The following is a 25,122-nucleotide window of genomic DNA, read 5'->3' as shown; positions in this document are numbered from 1 at the left end:
TAGGATCATTCTTCTGCTTCAATGAGATTTGCTACAATTGCAGAGCTTATAAGCAGCCATTTTGTTTCTTCTTCACCGGGGACATACTCATCACTGATTCTAAAAAACCAGGTATGTCCATCATCTAAGCTGTACAGAGTCACCAAAGAGTTGGATTGGTTGGGTGTAAGGCTGGATACTTTTATCTTATGGGTATAGATAACTTTATCACTTTCATCAGGGTTGCTTTTGTCATGGGTGTAACTGCTTAATATATAAGACGGGTTGGTTTGAGAGTTTCGATTTGAACTGATGGAGTAATCGATGCCTAAATAAGATGCCAGCACGTCGTTCTCTGGGTTAAAAGAAATACGCTCTTTATTGATCAGATCAAGCAAGCGTTGGTTCATCTCTGGCGTTAAAGCTACAAATACAGAATCATATTTTTGCAGTTCTGTGGTGCTTAAAGCGTTTATATTTACCTGGGCATTTGCGGTGTGAGCAAATGAAATAAGCAGTAAAGATAAAGCTAAAAAAATATTCTTTGTGTTCCAGTTCAACATAGAATTTTCTCCTTATTAAAATTTGTGCAATGAGAGTCTTATTTTTTTTGGGCTTTTAGGTGAGTGGTTAAAGCGGCGTGAACACGCAGCAGTTTATTTTCTTTTTCTATAAGGTAAGGGATAGCTTCATTATCAAGTTCAAAAAACCATGAAAAACCACCATCAAGACTGTACAGGATAAAACTAGAGTGTGTATTTAAATCAAATCGACCGCTGATGCTTAACCAATGTGTGTAGATGACTTTATGTTCATTTTTTGGGTTTTCTATGTTTGTTTCATGTTCAGTTAATAAATACGCATCGGTTGTGTTTTTATGCAGCTCTAAATGAGATAATAAGCCCATAAAGTTTGCCGATACGGTATTGTTTTCAACGTTAAAATCATAAGGTTTAATGTATTCATCGAAAACAAAAGAAAACAAAGCAGCGTTCATAGCATCCGGTAAGGCAACAAAATTTCTGCTGTGCTGGGCTAATTTTTTAGTATTATAATTGTCGCCTGTAATTTGAGCATAAGAGTTGGGGACCAAAGCCGTTAAAGTAAGAAAGCCGAGTAAAAAGTAAGTTTGTAAGTGTTTATAAGTCATACGCCTATCCTTTCTGTTTACGGATCAATTAGCGCATAGCATCATTTTTGTCAAACTAAAAGAATTGCCTTAATGAATGGTGGGTTTGCTGTCTTCGTCATCATTGACCGCTTTATCAAAACGAATGACTTTAAGATTGGGTTTTTTGCGCTTTTTTGGTTGTTTAAAGCGTAACCAAAGCGCATAGACATGATGCTGGTAGCGCATGTACAAAAACCACAGTCCACCAAAGGCCAAGCCGCTTAAGTGAGCTGCGTGATTAACTCGGCTGTTGGGTCCAGCATTGAGCAAAGCAATGAACTCTAAAGCGCCAAAAGCCATAACCGCATATTTGGCTTTGATGGGAATAACAAAATAAATGTAGAGCACTCGGTTGGGGAACATGATGCCGTAGGCTAAAAGCAGCGCAAAAATTGCACCAGAGGCGCCAATGGTGGGAATTTTAAGAATAGCAGAGACCAAGCCAGCGCCAACTCCGGCAAAAAAATAATACTGTAAAAACTTTTTACTGCCCCAAGTCCACTCAAGCTCTGAGCCAAACCAATACAAGGCCAGCATGTTAAATAAAAGATGGAAGAACTCCAAATGCATGAACTGATAAGAAAAAAACTGCCAAAACGCGAAGTCTTGAAAAACTCTGTTTGGAGAAAGGCCCAAGAGTTCAACCAAAACCATTTGATAGCTCATGCTGCCAACAAAACCTTTGTTGCGCACCAATAAACTGCATACGTAAAACAAGACATTGATGATGATCATGGTCTTGACCATAGGGCTCAATGGGCCGCCAAAGGATAACTTGCTTTTTGCTGGGGATCGCATTCGTCTACTAACTATACCTTAAATTTTGGGTTTTGGGGGACGTTTATTTTCGTCTTCAAACAATTCTGTGTTGCCTCTTAATTTGTAGCCTAAAATCATGCCCAAAATAATACTAAACGGGATGGCATAAATGTGAGGAAACAAAGGCATACCAAAAATATCATTTAAAATATCCATGCGAGCGTATACTACCTGGGCAGTTGGTTTTGTAAAGTCTCAAGGCGGATGGTTTTACTTTTAAGAGGATCAGAAAAGTAGAGTTATCGCTTTTGCGGCTATTTTTTTATACAAACGCAGCCTTTTTTTGTTTCTGCTTTAAGACGTGCTTCTAATTTTGAATAATCCATCTGATTTTTTTTACGATCTTCATTCTTCATTTTACCACGCAGCATTTTTTTAAGTTTATAGCGCTCAACTGTGTCTATGCTGTGTTCAATAGCAGAGCGGGTCTCTTCTAATTTGCGTTCTAGATTAAATTGACATTCGTTAAAATCGGGAAAACTTTTGTTGGATAACATTTGATTGCTCCATGCCCTACACTGATCAACGTCGGAAGGTTCAATCAACATAAAACTGGTTTTGCCTTCGCCTGTTTGATTGCTGCTTGAAGATGAACTGCCGCCAAAGCTTGGTGGTATAAAAGAGTTGTCATCTTCATCTTGGTCAAAAGGACTGTTTGCTGGTGAGTTGTTATTTGAGCCTGAAGGCGGTTTTGCAGGTTCTCCCCAAGGTGAGTCATAAGGATTTAAAGGTGGGGGGGACTCATTATCTTGTGCAAAAAGACAAAAACTTGCAACAAAGGCCAATACAATACAGTGTTGAATTATTCTCAAGGTCATTTCAATTATATTATACATGTTTTTACACCCTAGGCTAGGACTGAGTTTCTGTACTTGAACCAGTGCTTTTGCTGTGTTATGATGCGTTGAATAATTTAAAACCGGGGGAAAAATGATTAAAATTAAATATTTATGTTTAGGGATGTTTTGTGTTGGCATGTTGATTGAGTCTTCATTGTTTGCGCAAACAGGTGTGCAAGAGCTTAGACCTTCACAAGAGGGGTGGACATTTTATTCATCATCATTGACGGGTGAAGCCAACACCATAACTTGGGCTACACGATACAACAATAATCAATTTGAAATGTATGAGGCCTATGCGCCCAAGCTTAAAAACTTAAGCAACTGTCTGGATTTTGTGATCAAGCAAAATAAGCCATCTGACAAAGAAGAGTTGTATTTAAAGTGTCGTGAAATCAATGGATACGATTATATCTTGAGTTTGCGTAATCAAAGATACCATTATGCCACCAGAGATGTAGATGTGGTGGACGCGGTCGATGCCAGTGAAACCAAGACCATGTCTTGGCAAGATAAATTACATTATAATAGTTTTGAGCAAGTTGCAGAACAAAAAAATAGCAAAGATAGCCTGCGTAAAGTTTTTAAACGCGCTTTTGTGAGTCCGCACTATGAAAAGCAATATTTGAATTTGTATTTTATAGTGGATGTTGATCAAAACCAAGAAACAGAAAGCTTGCAAAGCATTATGGTTTCTTTTGCGCAGTACACCAAAAATGAAGCTGGTCAGTTGCTTGATAAACCACTGATGTTAAGCTTTATCAAGGCTATCCCTGGAAGTTTTGAGTACTCACCCAGCCTTTTGTTTTCAAGTGAAAATTATGTGTTTCAGTTCTTAATTGACAGCGCTGTTGTGAGGCCAGCAGGCTTTACACAAAAAGGTTTTGAACGTAAGCAAGATCAATTAAAAAGTTTTGTAAAATCGGAAATCCAGCAACGCAATTTAGACCTATCTTTTATCGATGATGACGAAAAATACAAACTGGCCAGTGCTTATAGAGCGGCACTTTCACAGCTTTATTTTGATCTAAACTATGCTTTTTTTGTAAAACATTGGCATGAGCATAGATCAAACACATTATACTCCAGTGTTGTGGACAGTGAGCTTGAGAGCGTCTGGATAGAGTTTAACAGGGAGTCTTTTTTAGTCAGTAAATCCACACAAAGACATATGGAAACCATGCACAGAAATAATGATCAATTTCGTGCTTCGGCAACAAATTATGGCATTAGACCTAGGGCGGACCTGAAAAAACTTACAGGCTTTACCCATGCAGAAATGTATGCTGGTTTATTTTGGGGTGATCAGTACGATCAAACATCAAGAGCAACCCAAGCGCATAATTTTCTTGAGGGCAGCGGTGGCAATGAATTTTATTGGCGCAAACGAGACTTTGATCAAACAAACTACATACGCATGGTTGGTTTGAATAACCAAGATGGCAGCGAACAGCTCAGACGGTTTTTTAAAACAATTCTTGATGAATAAATTGTCTACATTGATAGTAAACTATGCCTTTACTGGTGCTGTGTTTTTGTCTTGAAAGGCAAGTTTTGCTCTGATAGGCATAAAGTATGGATAAGCGTATCGCTATTGTTGGTTACGGCAATCAAGCCAAGGTTTGGGCTCAGAACTTGAGAGACTCAGGTTGGCAGGTCAGCATTGTTTTACGGCAAAGCAGTGACAATCAGGATATAGCCAGGGAACATGGCTTTACTGTTGAAGACATTGGCCAAATTAACCGGTTTTCTGTTGTGGCTTTGCTCATCAGTGACCATGCCATGCTGGATTTTTTTAAAAACCATACCCTCTCTGATGGCAGCAAGATTATTTACGCGCATGGTTCAACTCTGTTGTATCACTTTGATGAATTGCCCAAAACAGTTTCTCATCTTTTGTTATCCCCCAAAATGATCGCAGATGAAGTGAGAGCCTGTTATAAAAACAAACAAGCCTTGCCCTGTGTATTAGATGTATTTCATAGTGCCAAGCCTGAAGAGGATTTAGAGTATATTCAGCACTTGGCGCAAGCCTTAGGAAGCACAAAACAGCAGCATTTGCTTTATGATGTAAAAACCGAAGTGCATGCAGATTTTTTTTCTGAGCAAGCGGTGCTGTGTGGCGGTGTGCCCAAGCTTTTGATGCAGGCCGTGGATACCATGGTGGAAAAAGGTATTCCCAAAGACTTGGCCTATTTGGAATGTGTTAAAGAGCTGGAAATTTTTATGCGCTTGTTCAATCAAAAAGGCTTTTATCAAACCATGCAAAACATTAGTCCATCGGCTCTGTATGGTAGTGCCGTTTATGCCCAAAAAATGATGCCAACTCAAGCACTGCAAGATAGTTTTGAAGCATGCATGACGGCCATTCAAAACGGTGATTTTTATAAAAGCTTACAAAAAGACAGTCAGCAAGGGTTAAGCTTGAGCCAAAGCTGGAAAAAAGCCATGAAAAACTCCACATTCAATGATTTAAGTGAAGTTTATACAAAAAAACATGATAAGGATTAAGCAGCATGAACAAACCCATACGCATCAGTGATATACAGAACAAAAAAAATGAGGGCGAAAAAATCTGCATGTTGACCGCCTATGATTATCCAACCGCAAAGATTTTAGATGCAGCAGGGGTTGATATGCTGTTGGTGGGAGACTCTTTGGGCAATGTGGTTTTGGGCTATTCAGATACGCTCAGTGTGAGCATGCAGGAAATGATTCATCACTGCAGTGCTGTAGCCAGAGCTACGGAAAAAGCTTTGTTGGTCTGCGATATGCCTTTTGGCTCGTATCAAGTAAGTCCTGAAAAAGCAGTGGCCAATGCCATCAAGCTTATGGCCAAAGGTAGAGCGCAAGCAGTTAAGCTTGAAGGTGGAGAAGAATTGGCCAACACCATAAAAAAGATTGTAGCAGCGGGTATCCCTGTGATGGGTCATATTGGTTTACGCCCACAGTCTGTTCATCAACAAAGTGGTTATAAAAAACAAGGTAAAACCGATACAGCCAAACAAAAGCTTATGCAAGATGCTAAAGCCTTGCAAGAGGCGGGCGTTTTTTCAATTGTTTTAGAATGTGTTGAAGAAACTGTTGCCCAAGCCATCAGCCAAGAATTAAGCATTCCCACCATTGGCATTGGCTCTGGCAAAGTATGTGACGGTCAGGTCTTGGTAACGCACGATATGATGGGATTAAACACGGGCTATGTTCCCAGTTTTGTCAAAGTGACCGCGAATCTTCAAGAAGTGATGCAGAGTGCTGTTGCACAATACAAAACGTGGATTAATGAGAATTAGAAAGGAGCTGTCGTGCTCTTGATTGATGTAGGAAACACCAAAACAGCCCTGGCATGGGCCGAGCGTGGAAAAATTGTCCACAGTTGGAAAATAGCAACACAAGCGCACAGACTTAAGGATGAGTATGTGGTGTTTATTAATCAGGTGTTCAAAGAAAAAGCATTGCCAGCCTTGACAGAGACAACGCCGGTGGTTTTATGTTCTGTTGTTCCTAAGGTGACGGCGGAATTAAAAAAAATAAGTGAAGCTGTATTTGTTTTGCACTCTGGCATTGAGACCTCTTTTAAAGTCAATGTTGAATCGCCACATACCATAGGCGCAGATCGCTTGGCAGATTTAGAAGCAGCCTTGCAGCATTATCACGCACCCCTGATTGTGGTTGATTTTGGAACGGCCACCACCTTGAGTGTGGTCAATGAAAACAAAGAGTTTATTGGGGGATTGATTTGCCCTGGCTTTGGTATTTCAGCTGAAGCCTTGTTTGAAAAAGCGGCTGCCCTAAGTTCAATTCATTACAGTAAGAGTGAAAGCGTGATTGGGTTTAACACGCAAACGGCATTATCCAATGGTGTGTGTATGGGGCATGCAAGTATGGTAGAAGCTTTGGTACAAAAAATTTGTACAGAAAGAAAATGGAACAATGCCCAAGTTGTTGCAACCGGCGGCGCTCTAGATAGCATCAATCAATACTTACCCAAACATTTCATCCCCCACGAACACCTGGCACTGCATGGCCTTTTAAGTTTAGGGCAAAAACAATTTGCTAAGCAAAGGTAAAAAAGATCTAAAGATATGAAATAAAATGATTATAGAAAATAAAAATATTTTACTGGCGGTTACTGGCGGCATTGCGGCTTACAAGGCCTGCGAAATTTTAAGAGGCTTGCAAAAAAAAGGCGCACAGGTCACGGTTTTAATGACGCCTGCAGCTAAGGCCTTTGTTGGCGAGTTGACTTTTGAAGCCTTATCACAAAGAACCGTTTACAGTGATATGCTAGAAGGTGCAGATAAAGGTATTGCTCATATAGAATTGGTTAAGCAGCATGACTATATGCTGGTGGCTCCAGCAACAGCCGACTCAATTGCTAAGTTTAGATGGGGAAGAGCAGATGACTTGTTGTCAGCGGTTTTTTTGGCCTTTGACAAACCTAAATTTATTGCTCCGGCAATGAATACAAGAATGTGGCATAACCCGCAAACACTAGAAAATATTACTCACTTAAAGCAGCAGGGCATTGTATTCATTGATCCACAGTCAGGTGAATTGGCTTGTAAAGATGAAGGGCTTGGAAAGTTGGCTAATGAGGAAAGTATTATTCAATGCTTAGAAAGCTATGCTCAGAAGCAAAGCAGTTTAAAGGGTAAAAAGGTTGTTGTTACGGCTGGTCCCACGCGCGAGTATCTTGATCCCGTCCGGTTTATCAGCTCACCATCAACAGGAACCATGGGGTATGCTATTGCTAAAGAGGCAAGTTTGCGTGGAGCAGAAGTCAGTCTTATTTCTGGACCTGTAGCGATTGAAGCTGATTTTGTAGCCAACATCATTAACGTTACCACTGCGCAAGATATGTTTGTGGCAAGTCAGCAGCATATGGATTATGATTATTTTTTTGCCACAGCGGCTGTTTCAGACTATGTTCCAGTACATCAGGAAAAAGAAAAAATAAAAAAATATGATCAAGACCTAAGTCTTCACTTAAAGTCCACGCAGGATATTGCCCTTTATATGGGGGAGCATAAAAAACCAGGACAAAACTTGATTGCGTTTGCAGCCGAAACACAAAACATCATGGACAATGCCTTGAATAAAATGAACAAAAAAAACGCTGATGCCATTGTTGCCAATGAAGTTTATAAAGATGAAAAAGGTTTTGGTTCTGGATGCAGCACAGTTCACTTCATGGCAAAAAATGAAGCCAAGTCGTATCAAAATTACACCTCTATCTCCAAGTTAGAAATAGCTCAGCATCTTTGGCATTGGTTGTTGAATGAGAGTTCATCATGAATGTTATTAAAAGTTTTTCAGATCTTCAAAATGCGATTGAAGAGATAAAAAACAACAAGCAAAGTTTGGGTTTTGTGCCCACCATGGGAGCGCTGCATGCTGGGCATCTTTCTCTGGTTGAAGCCAGTAAAGAAAGATGTCAACAGACGGCAGTGAGTGTTTTTGTGAACCCTATGCAGTTTGGTCCCAATGAAGATTTAAAGCAATACCCACGGCCTTTAGAAAAAGATTTAGCCATGTGTGAGCAGGCGGGGGTGGACTTGGTTTTTGTCCCCAGTGTAGAAATGATGTACCCCAAAAATTTTTCATTTAAAATTATGGAAAGTTTTTTTTCATCGCATTTGTGTGGTGCGTATCGCAAAGGTTATTTTGACGGTATTTGTACAGTGGTAATGAAATTGTTGCATTTGATCCCCTGTGACCAACTGTTTATGGGCTTAAAGGATGTTGAGCAAGTCAAAGTTATTGAAGAAATGATCAAAGCTTTTCATTTGCCGGTAGAAATGGTGGCCTGTCCAACCATACGCGAGAAAAACGGTCTGGCCATGAGTTCACGCAATCAATACTTATCAGATCAGCAAAGAGAAATTGCCAGGCATTTGTACCAAGCTTTATGCCTGATTAAAGAAACAAGCCAGTCTGGTGAACGGGTAGTTCAAACCTTACTTGGGCAAGCGGAAAATTATTTACAAGCCTATCCAGAAATCAAGTTACAGTATTTAAAAATTTTGCATTGGGATGATTTTTTGCCCCCAGAAAAAATAGAGAAAAAATTTGTGGTAGCCTTGGCAGCTTTTGTCGGTTCTACACGCTTAATTGATAACCTAATCATTGATCTTTGAGTCAAGGCAATATAAATAGAGAAGCATGGAAAAAGTTCAAAAAATGAGCAATGATCAGACCTTGCAAAATTTATTACAAACATTTTTGAGTGTTTTTTTGTTTGGCTTGAGTTTTTTATTGATGGTCAATGGGATTGGTTTTAAGTTTGCTCTTTATTTAATGGCGATCTTTGCCTGCAAGGAATTAGGCTATTATATGGCCTTGAAAAAAAAGGGCCAAGTCTATTATCCAGCCTATGTTTTGCCTTTTCCTTATCCTTTTGGAAGTTTGGGTACATTTAGAACCATCAAATCAATTGTTGATAATCCAAAAATAGATATTCATGTTCACAGTCAGGGCATTTTTTATGCTTTTTTTGCAAGTCTATTTTTGATGGTTTTGGGTCTAAAGTCATCTAATGTATCGGCCATGGTTGAGCATGGCTATCAGTTTAGCTGGGGACAAAACTTGATCAGTACTTTTTTGCACTACCTATTTCAACTAGAGCCACAAAGTGATGTTATACTTAATTATGATCCTATGTACTTGGCCGGCTTAGCGGGCTCTTTTACCTGTGCCTTGAGTCTTTTGCCTATTGGTCAACTCAATGGTGGTTTTATGGCCAGGCAGATTTTAAAAGAACGTTATGTTTGGTTGTCAGGTGTTTGTTGTTTTGCTCTGTTTGTTTTGGGTTTTACGCATCACTATGTTTGGCATATGATCATGTCTATGTTTTTATTGTTTAGTTATCATCACAACAATGAAAAAAGTGTGCCTAAAGTTACCGAGATAGAAATCACCAAAGTGTTTTTGTGTGTATTGATTTTTATTTTATGTTTTATGCCCACGCCGTACACCTTTTCAATTTAAACGCCTTGCAGCAAAAGCATAAAATCCTATTGACTAATAGTATAAATGGACTAATATATAAGATGTAGTGCGGCTGAAACATGGGTGATGAATCACTAACGTATTTTTGTCTCATTAACTTTTTTTTATCGGGATTTGTTCCTATTTGTGGAGCGTAAGACTTGACGTGATCAAGTAACCAGAAGCAAGTATACGAAACCCACCTGTTAGCAGGAAGATAAAAATACCGCATTCACACCGTGAGTTTGGCGGCTACACTTAAAAACCCCATGTGCTTCAAGATATTGAGAACCATGGGGTTTTACTTTTTTTAGTAGCATTGCATAAGTGACTGTAGCACAAGTTTTAACAGTCACTAAAAACGCTTCCCCCAAGAAAACAAAAACATGGTTTTTTAAATATCCTTCTGAGTTACGAACCAGAGTATTTTATGCAGAGCTGTTTTCTTTTCTCCTGCGGCCGACTGCATTATAAAACCTGGCCTCCATTAAAACTACAACGCATTTTAATTTAATAATTAAAGGTAGACAGAACTAGATTCTGTTTATATTGTTAGGATCATGAATATTACACAGACCGTTGCCATAACTGGCAGAGAAGCTTTTCTAAGAAAAACCTACAGTCATTTATTTTTTGCTATTTTAGGCCTGGTTGGCTTGGAATACTTATTTTTTAGTTCAGGCTTTGATCGCACAGCCTTGGCCTTGGTACAAAGAGTGAATTGGCTGTGGATATTGGGGGCATTTATGTTGGTGGCATGGTTGGCAACACGAGCAGCCCATACTGCAGAAAATAAGTTGGTCCAGTACTTGGCATTATCGGCCTACGTGTTTGCAGAAGCCTTGATTTTATTGCCCATGTTGGCCATTGCCTATTACTCTGGTCACGCACAAAGCATAGAGAGTGCAGCTTATGTAACCATTATTGCTTTTTTAGCCTTAACCGCCATTGTGTTTATCACCAAAAAAGACTTTAGCTTTTTAAGAACAGCCTTGATGTGGGCCGGTGTGGTTGCTTTGTTGGCCATTGTCGCTGGTGGTATTTTTGGTTTTAGTTTAGGGCATTGGTTTTCTGTGGCTATGATTTTATTGGCGGGCGGAGCCATACTGTATGATACATCCAATGTTTTACACCACTATCCCCAGGATAAGTATGTATCGGCATCTTTGCAGCTGTTTGCTTCTGTCGCCTTAATGTTTTGGTATGTATTACGACTATTCATGTCACGCGATTAATCAAAAAATGGAGGTTTTTGCACAGCTCGTCGTTGCTCAATCGCTCAAAATGCTCAGGTATGATGCACACGCTGGGCTTTTTCGCTCAATCGCGCCTAGATCTGCACAAAACTTTCTATTTTTATAAGTTTGGGGTTTTTTGAATGTATGAAGAGAAACAGCAGAGATTAAGAAAACGCAACCGTTGGTTGCAAGCTGCTTTGTTGCTGCTGGCCGTCATGTTGCCAGTCGGCTTTATGACCTACAATGTAGTGACCACGCAAACGATTAAATGCAAGGTTTGTGTGACCTATAAAGGTAGACAGCAGTGCAAGGAAGCCACGGGTCCTGCCATTAAAGAGTGTTCGGTCACAGCCATTGACAACGCCTGTGCATTTATAGCTTCGGGCATGACAGAAGTCATGGCCTGCACCACTGAAGCACAGTATGACGTCAAGCAAATAGTAGATTAGTTCATTGAAATAAATAAACTCATTAAAATTATTAATTGTAAATTCCTTGAAGATATTTTTTTAGTATGATTTGACACATCGTATATAAATTTAAATCTAGGGGGATTTGTGAAATTAAAAGTTATCTGTTTTGTTTTATTAAGTGCAAGCACTTTGTTTTCCAAACCATTGGGAGGAATTTCTATTCATCTTGATCCATGTGTTGACGATCTAGATGGGTATGCGCTTCATGATAGTTTAATGCCTAAAATGGGAAATATATTTCATGTCCACCCGAATTCAAAAAACTTAGTGATACTTGTAGATGTCCATGCGCACAGAGATCTTAAAAAAGGTGATAGCAAACATATTGTTTTTGAGACAGAGTCGAATGATAATGTCTCAATACCATACAAAATTTCGGGAGATCATACTACCGTTGTTGATGAGTACCAGAATATGACAAGCATGTGTAAGCTTGAAATTATCCTAAAAAAAGGTGGTGAAAGCGATAAAGTTCAATTTAATCTTGAGGGCTCTAGTTTTGCCTTGTTTGAAGAAATGGGAGAGATTTCGGGTGTGCAACAAAGATTGTATGAAAGACTGTACCAAGATTCACTTGAAATTTGTACTGTTGGATTTTATAGCAATGTTCTTGGACAAGATTTTAAAAGCTATGTTGAACTTATTGAGTTTTTAAAAAACTTGGTAAGGCAAGAATTAAAAACAGAACATCCAGATTGGACTCCTCAACAAATAGAAGATAAATTATATGAAATGTTTGAAGGTTTTACAGTTGACGATGTTGATGAATTTTTAAGTTAAACTGCAGAGCATTTTTACAATAAAGTTTAAAGCAGAGATCATTTTTAAAAATGTTTGCGAAATTTGTTATGTCGGTTATTGGAACTTAAGAGAGCAACAGTCATTTAATTGATACAAACAGGTTGTTCATTACCTTATGAATCAAATCAGAAGGCAAATTTTATCAGAAAATCCTGAGCTTGAGGTTGATAGCGAAGCCTTGCACAAGTAAATGCTTATTCGCTTTGAGTAGTTTAATGGTTTTCCAGTTGATGAACAGGATATTCCACTAAGCTAAACATTCAAAACACGCTGCAAAGCTTTAATCCGCTCAATATACCTGTAAGTATGCCCACTGTGGCGACCTGGATATTCCTGATGAGTCATGGATATGTTTAAGGCTTTGAGTTTATTGGCCATTTGTCTGTGTCCCAAGTGCAAAGCGTATTCATCTTGTTTGCCAGCGTCTAAAACTACATGCTGCCATTGCTTGATATTATCTTGATACTGATCAATCATTCTTATGGGGTCCCAAGCCAAAAGTTTTTGCCACGCTTCTTCTATGATTGCGCCGCTATGAACATCAAAAAATAAATCACCGTACAGTGGGGGATTGTTTTTATTGGGGATGAAACAGGCACATATATTGAGAAGCAAAAGTGTTTCTCCTTCGTTTCTAGAAAGCAAGCTCATGGGATTAGGATTACTGAGGTAATACTTGATGAAGGCATCAATGCTGCCATGTTTTTCCAAAACGGCCTGTGCTTTTGGAATCATACTTAAGTACAAATGTTCATAAAAACTGTCTGCAGCTGAGCTGGCAATATTTAAAAAAACATCCGGTCTTAACATGCCGGTAACCAGTGCACCAAAACCACCGCTTGAAAAGCCCATAATGCTACGCTGCTGGGGATTTTTAAGAGTAGGGTAATGTTGATCTATGTAGGGAACAATTTCCTCACATAAATAGTCCATGTAGGGACCACAGGCAGGGGAATTGATGTATTGACTGTGACCCAACTTACTTTCACAGTTAGGAAACACAACAATGCAAGGTTTAATACTTTTGTCTAATATGGCTTGATCAAGCAACTGGGGTAAAGAAGGCGTAAAAACATTTTTAGGATGAAGTAATAAAGAGCCGGTACTGCTCCATGGAGCCAAGATATAAAAACAGGGGTAGGCTTTTTTTGCGGCTTCATTGTAGTTTGGCGGTAAGTAGACACTGATTGGTCTTTGGGTTGGATCTTTGAATAAACTTTGTTTTAAGACTTTGCTATCAAAAATAGCTTGTTCAATGTGGGGAGTTGACATGCCTTAACCTGCTGTGTTTTTTTTCTGCCATTCGTCAATGGTCAAGGTGTTTAAACTTAAGGCATGAATGTCCTCATTGTTGGGCATGCCCAAGGCTTGATAGACTTTTTGATGACGTTTTATGGTATTGAGCTCAGTAAAGTCATCCGATACCAGTGTGATAGCATAATGCCCACCTTTTCGATCTGGATGATGACCGCGGTGAAAATAGCCTTGGTCTTCCAAGGTTATATGATGAATATTAAAGTGTTCTTGTAAAATTTTATCGAGCTCTTCAAGCATGGCTTACAATATACGTGAATCACAAAAGATGGCCAATGGTATTTTACAAAATATGGGCTGGGGAAAATGAAACTTGCTTGCCAATTAAAAAGTAAGTAGCGTATTAATATGGTTAAACAAAACTTAAAGCCATGGCATCAGCGCTGGGCTGAAAACAATATTGGATTTCACCAGCAAAACATCAATCAACATTTGCAGGACTATGTTAAGCAACACCAGCAACAACTGGGGGAGCATGTTTTAGTTCCTTTGTGTGGCAAGAGTATGGATATGCTTTGGTTAAAAAAACAAGGGTTTAAGGTAACCGGTATTGAAATTTCTCAACAAGCCATTCAATCTTTTTTTACAGAAAACAATTTAGAGTACGAGATAGACTTGGTTAAGCAAGGTCAATGTTATCGTGCTGAGGATATACAGATTCTAGAAAAAAGTTTTTTTGATGTGAATCAAGAAGACTTATTAACCAAAGTCAACTGGGTTTATGATCGAGCCGCTTTGATTGCCTTGGATGAAAGCTTAAGAAAAGCTTATGCAAGCCATCTTAAAAAATTAATTCCACAAGCAAAACACATGCTGTGCATTTGTATAGAAAAGTCAATCGGTGATGAGTCTGGTCCACCTTTTTCTGTTATGGAAAAAGAAGTGAGACATCTTTATCAGAGCTTTTGGAGTGAAATGCAAATCAAACGCATTGAAAAACAAGATGCACCGGATACCTGTGTTTATTCTTTTTACAAAAGTTAAAGATTTTTAACGGGTTTTTTTTTCCATACAACAGAGTATAAGTCATGCCTGCGATCTTTTAAGTTCTGTACAGCACCGTTTTCACGTGCTTCAAGTAAAGTGTCAACGCGTAAGTCAGCAATGGAAACGGTTTCAACGTTGGGTGTTGCATCGGCTGCAATCCCATCTCGGGCAAAAGGAAAATCACAGGGTGTTAAAATACAACTTTGCGCATACTGGATATCAACATTTTGCACTCTTGGAAGATTTCCCACATTGCCCGCCATAGCCACATAAATTTGATTTTCTATGGCCCGAGCTTGGCAGCAGTACTTTACTCTACAATAGGCTTGCCTATTATCTGTCAAAAATGGAACAAATAAAAACCGAATCCCTTGATTGGCCAAATGTCTGGCCAGTTCAGGAAACTCACTGTCATAACAAATCAAAACCCCAATAGGACCACAGTCAGTGTCAATGGCTCTGACGGTATCCCCACCTTCTATTTTCCACCAGTATTTTTCATCGGGCGTGGGATGGATCTTGGCTTGCTCATGCAGTTGACCGTCTCTTAAACAAATGTACGAAACGTTTCTGATATTGTTGCCAACTTGGGTTGGGTGCGATCCAGCAATGATATTGACATTGTATTTGATGGCTAAATCACAAAACATGTTTTTTATGTCTTGCGTGTATTTGGTCATGGTTCTGATGGCCACATCTGGGCTAACTTCTTCATTATCTATTGACAGAAGTTGCATGGTAAACAATTCTGGAAACAATAAAAAGTCCGCACGATAATCACCGGCAACATCAACATAATACTCTACAATTTGTGAAAACTCTTTAAAACTTTTAACAGGTCTTTGTTGGTATTGAACACTTACAATACGAACAGAATTTTGCTTAAGCGTTTCTTGTGGTGCAGACGGATGTATAGCGCTATATTCTGGGTTTTCCCACTTTAAATGTACGGCATACCCTAAACTTTCTTTGTCATCGGGCAGGTAATTTTTTAAAATACCAACAACTTCAAAGCCTCTTCTTAAATGAAAGCCCAAGGTTGGATCTTTGATGTGCTTATCTTTTACTTTTTGAATATAGTCTTTAACGGAAGGTGTTTTTTTAAAATGTTTGTAGTAGTTAGGAACTCTACCACCAAAAATAATGCCTTTGAGTTTTAAATAGCTGACCAGTTTTTTTCGAGCATTGTATATTCTTTGGCCTATACGTTTGCCGCGAATACTAGGGTGCACACAGGTTTCATAGCCATACAAATACTCGCCCGATGAACTGTGTCTAGAAGCATAGCCGTTAGTGGTTATTTCATCCCAAGTGTGTTTGGACAATGCTGTGCGTTGATCAATTCTTAGGCTTGCAGAGTAAGCAACAATACTTTTGTTAAGATAGACAACAAAGCAACCTTCTGGAAATGCTTTAATTTGGCTGCGCAAGGCATCTTTAGAATAGGGCTCTTCTTCATCAGGATAAACTTCATTTAAAAGTTTGTAAATTCCAGGTATATCAGACAGCGTTGGGTTTTTGATTTCAATCAAGTCTCGGGTTTTGGCCATGGGTTTTTTTAACATTATTTATGCATTTACTCTAAGAAATTAAAAATAAAAAGGGAGGTTAAGCCAGGTTAACCTCCCTTAATGCAATAACTTGCATGATTCAGCAGACTGTGAATCTATAAATCTTCTAAGCAGCTATCAATTCTATCAATATGTGCTTTTTGACGGGGTATAAACTTATTAGCTATAGATTCAGTAACCTGATGCTCAGGGTGGTCTTTTTTAAGCTCTTGATAAAGTTTTAGACCATGTTCTTCACCTTCTTTTAAAGCTTTGAGGGCAGTTTTATCACCAAAAATATGGGCTGTACCAGTAATGGTTTTGGCCCAATCCCCCCAAGCTCCACTGTCTTCGGAAGGCTGGCCACCTAAAGAACTGATCTCTTGCTTGAGATTTTGTACTGCTTCGATGTGTTCAGCTTTTGACTGTAATAGATGGTTGGTTTTAGGTGAGGTTTCTGTATTCGATAAAACTTGTACGTAAGTTTCAAGTGCAGAGCGTTCACCCCGTAAAATTTCATTTAAATTATCAATTATTTTGTCATTCATTTTAAGGTGCTTCCTTTCATTTTCATTTCAATTACTTCAATGGTGAACATACTTTTTTTTATATAAAATGAAACTAACTTTAGACAGAGTTTTTTAACCAAAGTTAGGTTTACGTTTTTTATAAAAGTGTAGATTGTATTCAAGTAAACAAAACGAAAAGGAGATAACCATGTTGAATTGGGTTGTAACATTTTTAATTATTGCACTGATAGCTGCAGTGTTCGGTTTTGGCGGTATTGCTGGAGCATCTGCTGGAATAGCAAAGATCATTTTCTTTGTGTTTTTGGTGGCTTTTGCAGTATCAACCATAATGAACTTGGTTAAAAAATAAAAAATAGGAGGGTTAGTATGTATAGTAAAAAATTATTGTCATTGATGTGTTTGGTTATGGTTATGTTTTTAACGGCGTGCCCGTCAAAAAATGAAAGTATGGGAGATAAAGTTGGAGACGCTGTAGAAAATACAAAAGATAACTTGGAAGAAGCTGGTGAAGAAGTTAGTGATGAGATGAGTGATGCAGCCAATGAAGTCAAAGATGAAATAGATGATGCAACAAACTAAAAATTAATATATAAATTTAAGCGCAAGAGATGCATATCTCTTGCGCACTTTATAAGCCTTACAAAATATATGAAATGAATGATGGTTATATGGAAAAACAATACAGCCTGGAAAACTTATTGCAAATTCAAAATGTTCTAAAAATTTTGAAAGACAAGCTCAGTCTTTGGCTAAAGAGCTTTATTGAATTGATTCCAAATATATTGCTTGCGGGTTTAGTTTTTTGTTTTTTTTACCTGCTTGCACTGGGACTGAGAAAAATATCTCCAAAGATATTCAGTAAAATTTCCAGTAACTTGGCCATCAACAACTTGCTGCAAACGACATTGCATATGTTGATACTGATCCTTGGTTTGTTTGTTGCTCTAAGTATACTTAATTTGGATAAAGCTGTGACCTCGCTTTTGGCCGGTGCTGGTGTCATTGGTATTGCTTTAGGTTTTGCTTTTCAAGAAACGAGTGCAAATTTTATATCGGGTGTTCTGATTGCATTTAGAAAGCCTTATACCTATAACGATATAGTAAAGGTTGAAGATATTTTAGGTAAAGTTGAAGCCATTAATTTGCGTTCAACCATACTGACCACTTTTGATGGCCAACATGTTGTAATTCCCAATAGAATTATGTTCACCAACCCACTGTGGAACTATACCAAAACGTCTAACAGAAGAGTGGATTTGCTCTGTGGCGTTGCTTATGATTCAGATCTGGACTTGGTAGAAGATACAGTACGCCATGCTTTACAAAGTATAAAAGATAGAGATGAATCTAAAGACATAGAATTTTATTATGATGCCTTTGCTGATAGCTCTATTAACTTTAGTGCCAGGGTATGGATTAAATATCCATACAAAGCCAATTATTTATTGGCCAAGCATCAAATGGTAAAAAATATTAAAAAAGCCTTTGATGACAAAGGGATAGTGATACCTTTTCCCATCAGAACTTTGGACTTTCCTCAAGGTATTCAAACTAAGGTATCTGAATTGAAAAAATAGTACATGTTAAGAGCATGCTCAATAAGGATGTTTTTTAATTTGCTATAGCCAAGAAAACATAATACATGAAACTTAGATGAGTAAGTCAATGTATCAACTGATTTTTAGCAAAGGTTCACCCACATCAGATAAGTTTTGTAGTGAGCTAGAGAATATTATCAATAAAAAGGACTATGATATGGAATGTTCTTTTATTGATTTGCTGGATAGCGATAAAGATAATCTTAGTTATTACCCAAATGTTACTCCAAGACTAACAAAAATATTTCCTCTACCAGAAGAAGTCTTTGTTGGTGAATTAAAGGATATTCAATCTTGGTTAGATAAAACAGCTAGCAAATGAAACGGCTTGTAATCACGATTGATTTTTATGAGGGAAACACAAAAAAACCCGAGTCCCAACCTTAAGTTCTGTTTCTAGCCATATTTTACCCCGATGTTTTTTCATCATGTCTTGACAAAATTGTAAGCCAATACCGTGTCCCTTTTTCTTTGAATCACCTCTTTCAAACATGACAAAGGCTTGGTTTGCTTGTTCTTGGGTCATGCCCATGCCGTCATCCGATAGACACAGAATAAAAAAATGTTTTTGGGGATGAGCGCTGACACTTAAATTGGCTTGTTTATTCTTTGCATATTTAAGGGAATTGTTGATTAAATTGTTAAGAATTTCTTTAAAAATAAATGGATCCGCATCAATAGAATGGTCACTTGGATTAAAATTAATCTCAAAAGAGGCTTGGGTTTTGGATTTTTGGATGTTTTCTTCTAAGGCTTCTTTGATGATGGGGTAAATGTTGAAACGCTGTTTATGAATAGAAATATTGTTGTGAGTGTTTGTTAAGGTTTCTAAGAATGTATGATTTAAAGTTTTAAGTTTTTTTACTCTGTTTTTAACCTTACGTGTAAGATTAAAAATTTCTTTACTGTTTTTAATAGCATCATAGTCGGATAAAAGTTCAAGGCCAGCATCTATACTGTTTAAGCCCCCTTTGAGCTGATGTGTGATAAAGCTAAAAGTCTTTTTTTGTTGTTGGGCTAAGTTTTTTTCTAAAGACGATAGCTTGTTTTTTTGCATGTTTTTTTCTGTTACATTTTCACCGATTAAAGTAATGCCGTTGACTGCGTTAGATTCGTCAACGGTAGAAGAAGCTTTCCATTGTATGGTATGACTTATATTTTTAGATGTGAGTAGTTTGGTCTTAAAAGAGCCGGCTTTAGATTTTTTAGAAATAAGAGTTAAAATTTTTCTTTGTATTTTATTTTTTTCTTCTGGATCGATAAAGGTATGAATAAAGTTTTTACCTTTTAGATAGTTTTGTTCATATTCAACCAAGCTTGAAAAAAAATTATTGGTAAAAATAATGTTTCCAGCCAAGTCTAATGAGATGAAAATAATAGGGCTTTGCATGAAAGCCTCTCGAAAGCGGAGAAGAAAGTCTTGGCCTTCTTCAAATCTAAATTGTTTTTTGCTAACATCTCGCTGCATGCATAAAAATTTGCTTATGTTTCCCTTTTTGTCATAAACAGGAGATATGATGGTTTCGAGCCATACAACTTTATCCTTAAATTTGTTTTTTATTAAGCCAGACCAAACTTTACCCTCAATGATTGTTTTCCAAAGTTTTTCAAAAAATTTAGAATCATGATGCTGAGAATTGAACTCTCGGTAGTTTTTATTAAGAATATCTTCAATAGTATAGCCAGAAAGCTTTAAAAAGCTTTCACTGGCATAAATAATGTTACCAAATAAATCAGACTCGCTGACAAGATTATAATGTTGTAAGGCTTTTGATTGCAATTCTAAGCGCTTTTTTGCAAGTTCTAGCTCTTCTAAGGCACGTTTTTTTTTGGTGAGATCCCTTATAATCAGTGTTATTTGTATTGAGGAATCGCAAGGGATAGGCGTGTAAGAAACTTCAATGTATTCAATTTTTTTGTGGGTATAATTGTATTGGTAGCTTTGAGCTTTATTTTTTTTGATGGCTGCTTTTAAATCAGCGGATACCAAAGATCCAAAGATGCCACAATCGCTTATATTGGAGCCTATAAGTTCAGAGGGCTTTTTGTTGACGAAGGAAGAGCTTTTTGGATTAGCGTATAAAATGTTAAGTTTTGTATCGCATACGATAAAAGCATCTTTGGAATAAGATAAAAAGGATTTTAACCATAAAGTATTGTTTTGTTCAGAAGAACTGGGTGTTTTTTTCATGTTTTTTTTGTTTTAATACTATATAACATAGCTATGTCTAGATCAAAATCATATCAAAAACCTTATTTGGGTCGAGTTATTGTGGTGGAAGATGATGAGCTGTTGGCGCTTAAGTTGGGTAAAGATTTAAGTAAAAAAAACATCAATCATATTTTATGCAGCTCTTATGAAGAAGCGATGGAGCATATTGATGAAGGTGATAGCCATGCTGTTGTGTCTGACATGTATCTTAATTCAGAAGAGCCCAACGGATTAAAGGTTGTTGAATATGCCAGTAATAAGGGCCTGCCTGTAGTCATCATTACCTCAGCCCTGGACTTAAATATTGCCAAACAGGGTTTGAATTTGGGGGCAGATCATATCCTTGAAAAGCCCTTTGAAGTTGAGGTGCTCAAAAAAGTTTTAGAGGATTTATGGGAAAACCCTAAAGGTTTGATTGGGCGTAGAGAACGTTGTTTTGATCGTTCTGGACTCACTCAAAAAGAAAGAGAGTTTGCAAGGCTGATTTTAAAAGGCTTGTCCAATAAGGAAATAGCAGAAGTTATGGAGACAACGGTATCTACGGTTAAGTTTTATACCAATCAGATTTTTGAAAAAAGTAATGTTGGTAGCCGCGGAGAGTTGTTTAACTATATTTTCCCAACATAGTACATCAAATACGCAGTTTGCTATCTTTGGTTAGTAGTTGATTGCATTCAAAGGTCTTATAATTTAGGTGTTTATGAGTAGCACCTCAGATAAAAACAATAATGTATATGAAATTGTGTTTTGGCGCAATCGTCAAGATGTGAGGTCGTGGATAGATGTATTCAGTGCCTATCAGTTGACCATTGCTAAAAAAAAATTGGATGACCTAAGTTCCACACTGAAGTCACGTGAACAAACAAAAGCTCGCCAATATGCAGTGGAGGTCTTCTTTATAGATCAAACTATTGAATCCTATGAAACGATTAAACAGTATATTACTCAACTTAAGCGACTAGGGGTCTACACGCTATTGGTGGTTGACGAAGGTATAAAGCTGGACGATGTTGATGCGCCCAGCAATTGGACGCTGTCAATCCATGCTGATTTAAACGAAATTGACAATCTGTGTGCCTACATCTGTCATCTATTGAGTATTGATCAACTCAATAAAACCCTAACCAAGGTTAGTGGTGACTATGAAGAAAAAGCTATAAGTTATGAATTAAACAATTGAAAAGGAGAATACAATGGCAAATAAAGTTACATCAATTCGAAAAGCATTGGATATTTTAAATGATGCCAAAGAAGATAAAAAAGATGAGATTCAAAAAATGATTTCTCAAGAGTACAAAGAAATAAAAAGTGTTGTTGATGAAATTAAACCCAAAGTGCAACACAAAGCTGCGCAATTGCAGGATGATATGGTACAAACGGTGAATCATATCAATAAAAAAGTTACAGACTTAAAGAATGAGGTTGATCAAAAAACCAAAGAAAACCCATGGAAGGCCGTTGGCGTTGCTTCTGCAACAGCATTTATTATGGGGATGTTGATTAATAAACGCGGTAAACAAAGACTTTAATTTAACAGCAACATTCAATCAATCATCAAAAAAGGGCTACAAAGTTTATTTGTAGCCCTTTTTATTAAAAACATAATTGTTAAGTTGATTAGTCTTTACTAAAGTGGCGCAACTTATCATACGTGTATATGCCAGTGTTATGGCCGTCACTCCATGAGATTTGTACGCCATATTTGCCTATGGGTCTGAACCCCATGGGATATATATCATCTTTAATGTCTTCCATTTTAATTATGCGTTTACCGGTGTTTTCATCAACGCAGGCAGCACAGGAACACATGTAACGTAGCTCTTTGGAATCCAAAAGCGATTCTACACCATCACTCCAAGTAATATGGACTCGTTTGTCTTTGCTATCAATTTGTGTGGCACTGATGCTGTTTTCTGCTTCAGCTTTGGCCAGTTTTTCTACGGTTGCATCAACATTTTGGGCAATGGTTTTAAAAGCGTGCGCCACTTTACTGGAGCCGGCATCATCTTCAGTTAAAGGAGATCCAACATCAGCGGATAGAGCCAGTTTAGGATCTAATGGAACACCTCCTAAAAAAGGGTATCCCAAGCGCTTTGCAGTGGCTTGACCGCCACCCTTTTTAAAAATAGCCGTTTCTTCACCACAGTGATTGCAGACAAAACCACTCATGTTTTCAACAATACCAATGATGGGGACCTGGACTTCATCAAACATTTTAATTCCCCGCATGGTTACATTGATGGCCACATCTTGAGGAGTGGTCACAACAACAGCACCGGTTAAGGGAGCCATCTGTGTCAGTGTCAGTTGAACATCACCGGTTCCTGGCGGAAGATCAATCAGTAAATAGTCCAGTTCACCCCAATCTACCTGTGTTAAAAAGGTTTGAATCAGTTTAGAGGCCATAGGGCCGCGCCATATTACGGGGCTATCTTCATGAGTTAATACAGCCATGGACATAAATTTTAAGCCGTAGCGCTCCAAAGGCTTTATTTTTGAACCTTCTTGTGTAGGTTCCATGTAGCCATTGAGCATTTTAGCAATAGAGGGGCCATAAACATCGGCATCCATTAAGCCTACCGAATGCCCCATGCGACTGAGCGCCATGGCAAGATTAACGGTAACCGTAGATTTACCTACGCCACCTTTCCCGCTGGATACAGCAACAATGTGTTTAACATCAGATAAATTACTTTGTGAGGTGTGCCCTTGTGGCGTGGCTTGTTTACGGCCACCACCGGCACTGACGCTTGGTAGTTCTTCCATAGCTAAGCCATATACAAAATTTCATGGCCTGTATAGTAATCAAGTTTTTTATGCTACAATAGTACCATATAGGTGCTATTACTTGCTTGCCAATTCATATAAAACTGATATGAATGCATAAGTTTAAGAGGATAATGAAACATGGAAATTCAATTAACAGATACAGCAATAGCAAAAGGTAAAAGTTACCTTGCGCAGGAGCAACAAAAAAAGGGTTTACGCATTTATGTTGAAGGCGGTGGATGTTCTGGCTTTCAGTACGGTTTCAGTGTGGATGAAGCCGCTGAGGATGATTTGATCTTAGAGTTTTCCGGTTTAACCGTTCTCATTGATCCCATCAGCGCGCCCTATATAGCAACCTCGGTCATTGATTACAATGAAGGCTTAATGAATGCAGGTTTTGTTGTGCGTAATCCCAATGCTAAAACAACCTGTGGCTGTGGATCATCATTCAGCATGGGGTAGAAATGGAGATTTTTGCACAGCTCTTTGTTGCTTAGTCGCTCAAAATGCTCACGTATTATAATACGCTGCGCTTTTTCGCTCCTGCGCGCCGCGATCTGTACAAAACTTTCCATTTCTAAAAGCGTTTTTTGGAGAAATAATATTTTTCTCAAAGTTATTGAGAATCGTTAAGTATAAACGAAGGAGAAGGACATGAATGAAGTACATCAAAAAATAGAAGAGTTTGTGAAAAAGCATCCTGTGGTGTTGTTTATGAAAGGCACACCAGATATGCCCCAATGTGGGTTTTCTGCCGCCACGGTTGAATGTTTGAACGCTACCGGCGTGGAATATCAAAGCATTGATGTTTTGTCTGATCCACAAGTGAGACAGGGGATTAAAGAGTATTCCAACTGGCCAACCATTCCTCAACTTTATATCAAAGGTGAATTTGTTGGCGGTTGCGATATCGTGCGCGATATGTTCAGCAAAGGTGAGTTGCAAGAGAAGTTGGCTTAAAAACCTATTCTCAAACACCAAAAGGTACGGCCTACCTTTTGGTTGCTATGAGATATGCACAGGACTCTCTTGCGAAAAAAAGCAGAGTGTGTTGCTTAAGTTTTAAAAATCCATTACATTTGCATGCATGCTCGAAACATTGATCAGCTTGGGTGCTTTGTTGTTTATGGAAATTGTTCTTGGGATAGACAATGTTATTTTTATTGCTATCCTTGTTGGCCACCTGCCTAAAGAACAGCAGGCTAAAGCCAGAACCATTGGTTTAGCCTTGGCTATGTTTGCGCGTATTGCTTTGTTGTTTGCCATTTCCTGGGTCATGGGCTTAACAGCGCCTTTGTTTGAAGTATTAGGTCATGCGGTATCTGGACGTGATTTAATTCTGCTCTTGGGCGGTTTGTTTTTAATGGCCAAAGCCACGCATGAAATTGTTGAAAAAATGGAACCTACTGATGAATCGGTCACTCAAAAAGAAATCAAGCAGAGTTTTTCTTGGATTATTGGTCAGATTTTATTGCTGGATATTGTTTTTTCTCTGGATTCGGTGATTACCGCTGTGGGTATGGTCAAAGAAGTTTGGATTATGATTACAGCTGTGGTCATTGCTTTGGGGGTAATGATTGCTTTTTCTGGCTATATTTCCAGATTGATTGAACGTTATCCTAGTTTAAAAATCTTAAGTTTAAGTTTTTTGATCTTAATTGGTGTGATGCTGATGGTAGAGGGTATGGGACAACACTTTAACAAAGGCTACATTTATTTTGCCATGGCCTTCTCTCTCACTGTAGAAGTGATCAATTTAAGAATCAGAAGCAAACGATTAATAGTGCAAGGTGAGAGAGAAAACATAAGATTGAGTTAGAAGAAGACACGGGGATGAGCAAATTAAAAACGACGA

The 25,122-nt window shown here is 38.1% G+C and carries 32 protein-coding genes and 1 other RNA gene; 22 read left to right on the top strand and 11 right to left on the bottom strand.

What is annotated here, in order from left to right; genetic code table 11:
- Positions 1 to 5: 5 nt before the first annotated feature.
- The 5 genes from MRY82_06170 to MRY82_06150 form a co-directional block, all read right to left on the bottom strand.
- Positions 6 to 542, bottom strand: a complete 537-nt coding sequence (locus MRY82_06170; protein MCI5072510.1) for a hypothetical protein — start codon at positions 540 to 542, stop codon at positions 6 to 8.
- A 38-nt stretch (positions 543 to 580) separates the two neighbouring features.
- Complete coding sequence (locus MRY82_06165) at positions 581 to 1,129, bottom strand: hypothetical protein (GenBank protein ID MCI5072509.1); 549 nt, start codon at positions 1,127 to 1,129, stop codon at positions 581 to 583.
- A gap of 69 nt (positions 1,130 to 1,198) precedes the next feature.
- On the bottom strand, positions 1,199 to 1,948 hold the full coding sequence (locus MRY82_06160; protein ID MCI5072508.1) for a rhomboid family intramembrane serine protease: 750 nt from the start codon (positions 1,946 to 1,948) through the stop codon (positions 1,199 to 1,201).
- An 18-nt stretch (positions 1,949 to 1,966) separates the two neighbouring features.
- The gene (locus MRY82_06155; GenBank protein ID MCI5072507.1) at positions 1,967 to 2,125 is read right to left on the bottom strand and encodes a hypothetical protein; all 159 of its coding nucleotides are present in this window, start codon (positions 2,123 to 2,125) and stop codon (positions 1,967 to 1,969) included.
- 98 nt (positions 2,126 to 2,223) lie between these two features.
- Complete coding sequence (locus tag MRY82_06150) at positions 2,224 to 2,805, bottom strand: hypothetical protein (protein ID MCI5072506.1); 582 nt, start codon at positions 2,803 to 2,805, stop codon at positions 2,224 to 2,226.
- 94 nt (positions 2,806 to 2,899) lie between these two features.
- On the opposite strand from MRY82_06150, the gene MRY82_06145 reads away from it, so the two are divergent.
- The 11 genes from MRY82_06145 to MRY82_06095 all read left to right on the top strand — a co-directional run bounded on the left by MRY82_06145 (position 2,900) and on the right by MRY82_06095 (position 12,286).
- Positions 2,900 to 4,297 (top strand): hypothetical protein, encoded by a 1,398-nt coding sequence (locus MRY82_06145; protein MCI5072505.1) that lies wholly within the window; start codon positions 2,900 to 2,902, stop codon positions 4,295 to 4,297.
- A gap of 86 nt (positions 4,298 to 4,383) precedes the next feature.
- Positions 4,384 to 5,319, top strand: a complete 936-nt coding sequence (locus MRY82_06140) for a hypothetical protein (protein MCI5072504.1) — start codon at positions 4,384 to 4,386, stop codon at positions 5,317 to 5,319.
- A gap of 5 nt (positions 5,320 to 5,324) precedes the next feature.
- On the top strand, positions 5,325 to 6,098 hold the full coding sequence (gene panB, locus MRY82_06135; protein ID MCI5072503.1) for a 3-methyl-2-oxobutanoate hydroxymethyltransferase: 774 nt from the start codon (positions 5,325 to 5,327) through the stop codon (positions 6,096 to 6,098).
- A gap of 12 nt (positions 6,099 to 6,110) precedes the next feature.
- The gene (locus MRY82_06130; protein MCI5072502.1) at positions 6,111 to 6,875 is read left to right on the top strand and encodes a type III pantothenate kinase; all 765 of its coding nucleotides are present in this window, start codon (positions 6,111 to 6,113) and stop codon (positions 6,873 to 6,875) included.
- A 25-nt stretch (positions 6,876 to 6,900) separates the two neighbouring features.
- Complete coding sequence (gene coaBC, locus MRY82_06125; protein MCI5072501.1) at positions 6,901 to 8,103, top strand: bifunctional phosphopantothenoylcysteine decarboxylase/phosphopantothenate--cysteine ligase CoaBC; 1,203 nt, start codon at positions 6,901 to 6,903, stop codon at positions 8,101 to 8,103.
- Positions 8,100 to 8,945 carry a pantoate--beta-alanine ligase gene (panC, locus tag MRY82_06120; GenBank protein MCI5072500.1) on the top strand — a complete coding sequence of 282 codons (846 nt, stop codon included), beginning with the start codon at positions 8,100 to 8,102 and terminating at the stop codon, positions 8,943 to 8,945. Before coaBC ends, panC begins: the two co-directional genes overlap by 4 nt.
- A gap of 25 nt (positions 8,946 to 8,970) precedes the next feature.
- Positions 8,971 to 9,795 carry a hypothetical protein gene (locus MRY82_06115; GenBank protein MCI5072499.1) on the top strand — a complete coding sequence of 275 codons (825 nt, stop codon included), beginning with the start codon at positions 8,971 to 8,973 and terminating at the stop codon, positions 9,793 to 9,795.
- Positions 9,796 to 9,862: 67 nt separating this feature from the next.
- Positions 9,863 to 10,051: non-coding RNA, 6S RNA (ssrS, locus tag MRY82_06110), on the top strand.
- Positions 10,052 to 10,355: 304 nt separating this feature from the next.
- Positions 10,356 to 11,030 carry a Bax inhibitor-1 family protein gene (locus tag MRY82_06105; GenBank protein MCI5072498.1) on the top strand — a complete coding sequence of 225 codons (675 nt, stop codon included), beginning with the start codon at positions 10,356 to 10,358 and terminating at the stop codon, positions 11,028 to 11,030.
- A gap of 143 nt (positions 11,031 to 11,173) precedes the next feature.
- Positions 11,174 to 11,482 carry a hypothetical protein gene (locus tag MRY82_06100; protein MCI5072497.1) on the top strand — a complete coding sequence of 103 codons (309 nt, stop codon included), beginning with the start codon at positions 11,174 to 11,176 and terminating at the stop codon, positions 11,480 to 11,482.
- A 108-nt stretch (positions 11,483 to 11,590) separates the two neighbouring features.
- Positions 11,591 to 12,286, top strand: a complete 696-nt coding sequence (locus MRY82_06095) for a hypothetical protein (protein MCI5072496.1) — start codon at positions 11,591 to 11,593, stop codon at positions 12,284 to 12,286.
- A gap of 273 nt (positions 12,287 to 12,559) precedes the next feature.
- On the opposite strand, the gene MRY82_06090 is transcribed toward MRY82_06095, so the two are convergent.
- The gene (locus MRY82_06090; protein MCI5072495.1) at positions 12,560 to 13,579 is read right to left on the bottom strand and encodes an alpha/beta hydrolase-fold protein; all 1,020 of its coding nucleotides are present in this window, start codon (positions 13,577 to 13,579) and stop codon (positions 12,560 to 12,562) included.
- Positions 13,580 to 13,582: 3 nt separating this feature from the next.
- A complete protein-coding gene (locus MRY82_06085) occupies positions 13,583 to 13,861 on the bottom strand; it encodes a BolA/IbaG family iron-sulfur metabolism protein (protein ID MCI5072494.1) in 279 nt (92 codons plus the stop codon).
- A 108-nt stretch (positions 13,862 to 13,969) separates the two neighbouring features.
- Here MRY82_06085 and MRY82_06080 point away from each other — a divergent pair, with 108 nt between their 5' ends.
- The gene (locus MRY82_06080; GenBank protein MCI5072493.1) at positions 13,970 to 14,605 is read left to right on the top strand and encodes a thiopurine S-methyltransferase; all 636 of its coding nucleotides are present in this window, start codon (positions 13,970 to 13,972) and stop codon (positions 14,603 to 14,605) included.
- Here MRY82_06080 and MRY82_06075 read toward each other — a convergent pair.
- Positions 14,602 to 16,173, bottom strand: a complete 1,572-nt coding sequence (locus tag MRY82_06075) for a carbon-nitrogen hydrolase (protein ID MCI5072492.1) — start codon at positions 16,171 to 16,173, stop codon at positions 14,602 to 14,604. The genes MRY82_06080 and MRY82_06075 overlap by 4 nt on opposite strands.
- Positions 16,174 to 16,274: 101 nt before the next feature.
- A complete protein-coding gene (locus tag MRY82_06070; GenBank protein ID MCI5072491.1) occupies positions 16,275 to 16,706 on the bottom strand; it encodes a PA2169 family four-helix-bundle protein in 432 nt (143 codons plus the stop codon).
- A 169-nt stretch (positions 16,707 to 16,875) separates the two neighbouring features.
- Here MRY82_06070 and MRY82_06065 point away from each other — a divergent pair, with 169 nt between their 5' ends.
- From MRY82_06065 to MRY82_06050, 4 genes are all read left to right on the top strand, one after another.
- Positions 16,876 to 17,037 carry a DUF1328 domain-containing protein gene (locus MRY82_06065; GenBank protein ID MCI5072490.1) on the top strand — a complete coding sequence of 54 codons (162 nt, stop codon included), beginning with the start codon at positions 16,876 to 16,878 and terminating at the stop codon, positions 17,035 to 17,037.
- 17 nt (positions 17,038 to 17,054) lie between these two features.
- Positions 17,055 to 17,267, top strand: a complete 213-nt coding sequence (locus MRY82_06060; protein ID MCI5072489.1) for a hypothetical protein — start codon at positions 17,055 to 17,057, stop codon at positions 17,265 to 17,267.
- Positions 17,268 to 17,341: 74 nt separating this feature from the next.
- Positions 17,342 to 18,265, top strand: coding sequence for a mechanosensitive ion channel family protein (locus MRY82_06055; GenBank protein MCI5072488.1), 924 nt, complete (start codon positions 17,342 to 17,344; stop codon positions 18,263 to 18,265).
- Between the two features lie 88 nt (positions 18,266 to 18,353).
- Positions 18,354 to 18,608, top strand: coding sequence for a hypothetical protein (locus MRY82_06050; protein ID MCI5072487.1), 255 nt, complete (start codon positions 18,354 to 18,356; stop codon positions 18,606 to 18,608).
- Between the two features lie 12 nt (positions 18,609 to 18,620).
- On the opposite strand, the gene MRY82_06045 is transcribed toward MRY82_06050, so the two are convergent.
- Complete coding sequence (locus tag MRY82_06045; GenBank protein ID MCI5072486.1) at positions 18,621 to 20,477, bottom strand: PAS domain S-box protein; 1,857 nt, start codon at positions 20,475 to 20,477, stop codon at positions 18,621 to 18,623.
- A gap of 33 nt (positions 20,478 to 20,510) precedes the next feature.
- Here MRY82_06045 and MRY82_06040 point away from each other — a divergent pair, with 33 nt between their 5' ends.
- The 3 genes from MRY82_06040 (at position 20,511) to MRY82_06030 (ending at position 22,027) form a co-directional block, all read left to right on the top strand.
- A complete protein-coding gene (locus MRY82_06040) occupies positions 20,511 to 21,125 on the top strand; it encodes a response regulator (GenBank protein MCI5072485.1) in 615 nt (204 codons plus the stop codon).
- A gap of 73 nt (positions 21,126 to 21,198) precedes the next feature.
- Entirely contained in the window at positions 21,199 to 21,678 is a 480-nt protein-coding gene (locus MRY82_06035; GenBank protein ID MCI5072484.1) for a hypothetical protein, read from the top strand.
- A gap of 13 nt (positions 21,679 to 21,691) precedes the next feature.
- Entirely contained in the window at positions 21,692 to 22,027 is a 336-nt protein-coding gene (locus tag MRY82_06030) for a hypothetical protein (protein ID MCI5072483.1), read from the top strand.
- A gap of 88 nt (positions 22,028 to 22,115) precedes the next feature.
- On the opposite strand, the gene MRY82_06025 is transcribed toward MRY82_06030, so the two are convergent.
- Positions 22,116 to 23,264: a P-loop NTPase gene (locus tag MRY82_06025; protein MCI5072482.1), complete on the bottom strand. Its 1,149-nt coding sequence runs from the start codon at positions 23,262 to 23,264 to the stop codon at positions 22,116 to 22,118.
- Positions 23,265 to 23,405: 141 nt separating this feature from the next.
- On the opposite strand from MRY82_06025, the gene erpA reads away from it, so the two are divergent.
- From erpA to MRY82_06010, 3 genes are all read left to right on the top strand, one after another.
- A complete protein-coding gene (gene erpA, locus MRY82_06020; protein MCI5072481.1) occupies positions 23,406 to 23,729 on the top strand; it encodes an iron-sulfur cluster insertion protein ErpA in 324 nt (107 codons plus the stop codon).
- Positions 23,730 to 23,921: 192 nt separating this feature from the next.
- The gene (gene grxD, locus MRY82_06015; GenBank protein MCI5072480.1) at positions 23,922 to 24,227 is read left to right on the top strand and encodes a Grx4 family monothiol glutaredoxin; all 306 of its coding nucleotides are present in this window, start codon (positions 23,922 to 23,924) and stop codon (positions 24,225 to 24,227) included.
- A 127-nt stretch (positions 24,228 to 24,354) separates the two neighbouring features.
- Complete coding sequence (locus MRY82_06010; protein MCI5072479.1) at positions 24,355 to 25,086, top strand: TerC family protein; 732 nt, start codon at positions 24,355 to 24,357, stop codon at positions 25,084 to 25,086.
- Positions 25,087 to 25,122 lie beyond the last annotated feature (36 nt).

Source organism: bacterium, from assembly GCA_022763185.1.
GTDB lineage: Bacteria > Bdellovibrionota_G > JALEGL01 > JALEGL01 > JALEGL01 > JALEGL01.
Note: the sequence above shows the minus strand (reverse complement) of the source record. Positions and strands in the feature narration are given on the sequence as shown.

Bases quoted from the DNA above. Each gene is read 5' to 3' on its own strand.
- MRY82_06105 (MCI5072498.1), top strand. From the start codon at position 10,356: ATGAATATTACACAGACCGTTGCCATAACTGGCAGAGAAGCTTTTCTA.
- MRY82_06030 (MCI5072483.1), top strand. From the start codon at position 21,692: ATGGCAAATAAAGTTACATCAATTCGAAAAGCATTGGATATTTTAAAT.
- MRY82_06010 (MCI5072479.1), top strand. From the start codon at position 24,355: ATGCTCGAAACATTGATCAGCTTGGGTGCTTTGTTGTTTATGGAAATT.
- MRY82_06160 (MCI5072508.1), bottom strand. From the start codon at position 1,948: ATGCGATCCCCAGCAAAAAGCAAGTTATCCTTTGGCGGCCCATTGAGC.
- panC (MCI5072500.1), top strand. From the start codon at position 8,100: ATGAATGTTATTAAAAGTTTTTCAGATCTTCAAAATGCGATTGAAGAG.
- MRY82_06070 (MCI5072491.1), bottom strand. From the start codon at position 16,706: ATGAATGACAAAATAATTGATAATTTAAATGAAATTTTACGGGGTGAA.
- MRY82_06100 (MCI5072497.1), top strand. From the start codon at position 11,174: ATGTATGAAGAGAAACAGCAGAGATTAAGAAAACGCAACCGTTGGTTG.
- MRY82_06165 (MCI5072509.1), bottom strand. From the start codon at position 1,129: ATGACTTATAAACACTTACAAACTTACTTTTTACTCGGCTTTCTTACT.
- MRY82_06080 (MCI5072493.1), top strand. From the start codon at position 13,970: ATGGTTAAACAAAACTTAAAGCCATGGCATCAGCGCTGGGCTGAAAAC.
- MRY82_06145 (MCI5072505.1), top strand. From the start codon at position 2,900: ATGATTAAAATTAAATATTTATGTTTAGGGATGTTTTGTGTTGGCATG.
- MRY82_06050 (MCI5072487.1), top strand. From the start codon at position 18,354: ATGTATCAACTGATTTTTAGCAAAGGTTCACCCACATCAGATAAGTTT.
- MRY82_06115 (MCI5072499.1), top strand. From the start codon at position 8,971: ATGGAAAAAGTTCAAAAAATGAGCAATGATCAGACCTTGCAAAATTTA.
- MRY82_06025 (MCI5072482.1), bottom strand. From the start codon at position 23,264: ATGGAAGAACTACCAAGCGTCAGTGCCGGTGGTGGCCGTAAACAAGCC.
- MRY82_06040 (MCI5072485.1), top strand. From the start codon at position 20,511: ATGTCTAGATCAAAATCATATCAAAAACCTTATTTGGGTCGAGTTATT.
- MRY82_06055 (MCI5072488.1), top strand. From the start codon at position 17,342: ATGAATGATGGTTATATGGAAAAACAATACAGCCTGGAAAACTTATTG.
- MRY82_06090 (MCI5072495.1), bottom strand. From the start codon at position 13,579: ATGTCAACTCCCCACATTGAACAAGCTATTTTTGATAGCAAAGTCTTA.
- MRY82_06170 (MCI5072510.1), bottom strand. From the start codon at position 542: ATGTTGAACTGGAACACAAAGAATATTTTTTTAGCTTTATCTTTACTG.
- panB (MCI5072503.1), top strand. From the start codon at position 5,325: ATGAACAAACCCATACGCATCAGTGATATACAGAACAAAAAAAATGAG.
- MRY82_06060 (MCI5072489.1), top strand. From the start codon at position 17,055: ATGTATAGTAAAAAATTATTGTCATTGATGTGTTTGGTTATGGTTATG.
- MRY82_06140 (MCI5072504.1), top strand. From the start codon at position 4,384: ATGGATAAGCGTATCGCTATTGTTGGTTACGGCAATCAAGCCAAGGTT.
- grxD (MCI5072480.1), top strand. From the start codon at position 23,922: ATGAATGAAGTACATCAAAAAATAGAAGAGTTTGTGAAAAAGCATCCT.
- MRY82_06150 (MCI5072506.1), bottom strand. From the start codon at position 2,805: ATGTATAATATAATTGAAATGACCTTGAGAATAATTCAACACTGTATT.
- MRY82_06045 (MCI5072486.1), bottom strand. From the start codon at position 20,477: ATGAAAAAAACACCCAGTTCTTCTGAACAAAACAATACTTTATGGTTA.
- MRY82_06075 (MCI5072492.1), bottom strand. From the start codon at position 16,173: ATGTTAAAAAAACCCATGGCCAAAACCCGAGACTTGATTGAAATCAAA.
- MRY82_06085 (MCI5072494.1), bottom strand. From the start codon at position 13,861: ATGCTTGAAGAGCTCGATAAAATTTTACAAGAACACTTTAATATTCAT.
- MRY82_06155 (MCI5072507.1), bottom strand. From the start codon at position 2,125: ATGGATATTTTAAATGATATTTTTGGTATGCCTTTGTTTCCTCACATT.
- erpA (MCI5072481.1), top strand. From the start codon at position 23,406: ATGGAAATTCAATTAACAGATACAGCAATAGCAAAAGGTAAAAGTTAC.
- coaBC (MCI5072501.1), top strand. From the start codon at position 6,901: ATGATTATAGAAAATAAAAATATTTTACTGGCGGTTACTGGCGGCATT.
- MRY82_06035 (MCI5072484.1), top strand. From the start codon at position 21,199: ATGAGTAGCACCTCAGATAAAAACAATAATGTATATGAAATTGTGTTT.
- MRY82_06065 (MCI5072490.1), top strand. From the start codon at position 16,876: ATGTTGAATTGGGTTGTAACATTTTTAATTATTGCACTGATAGCTGCA.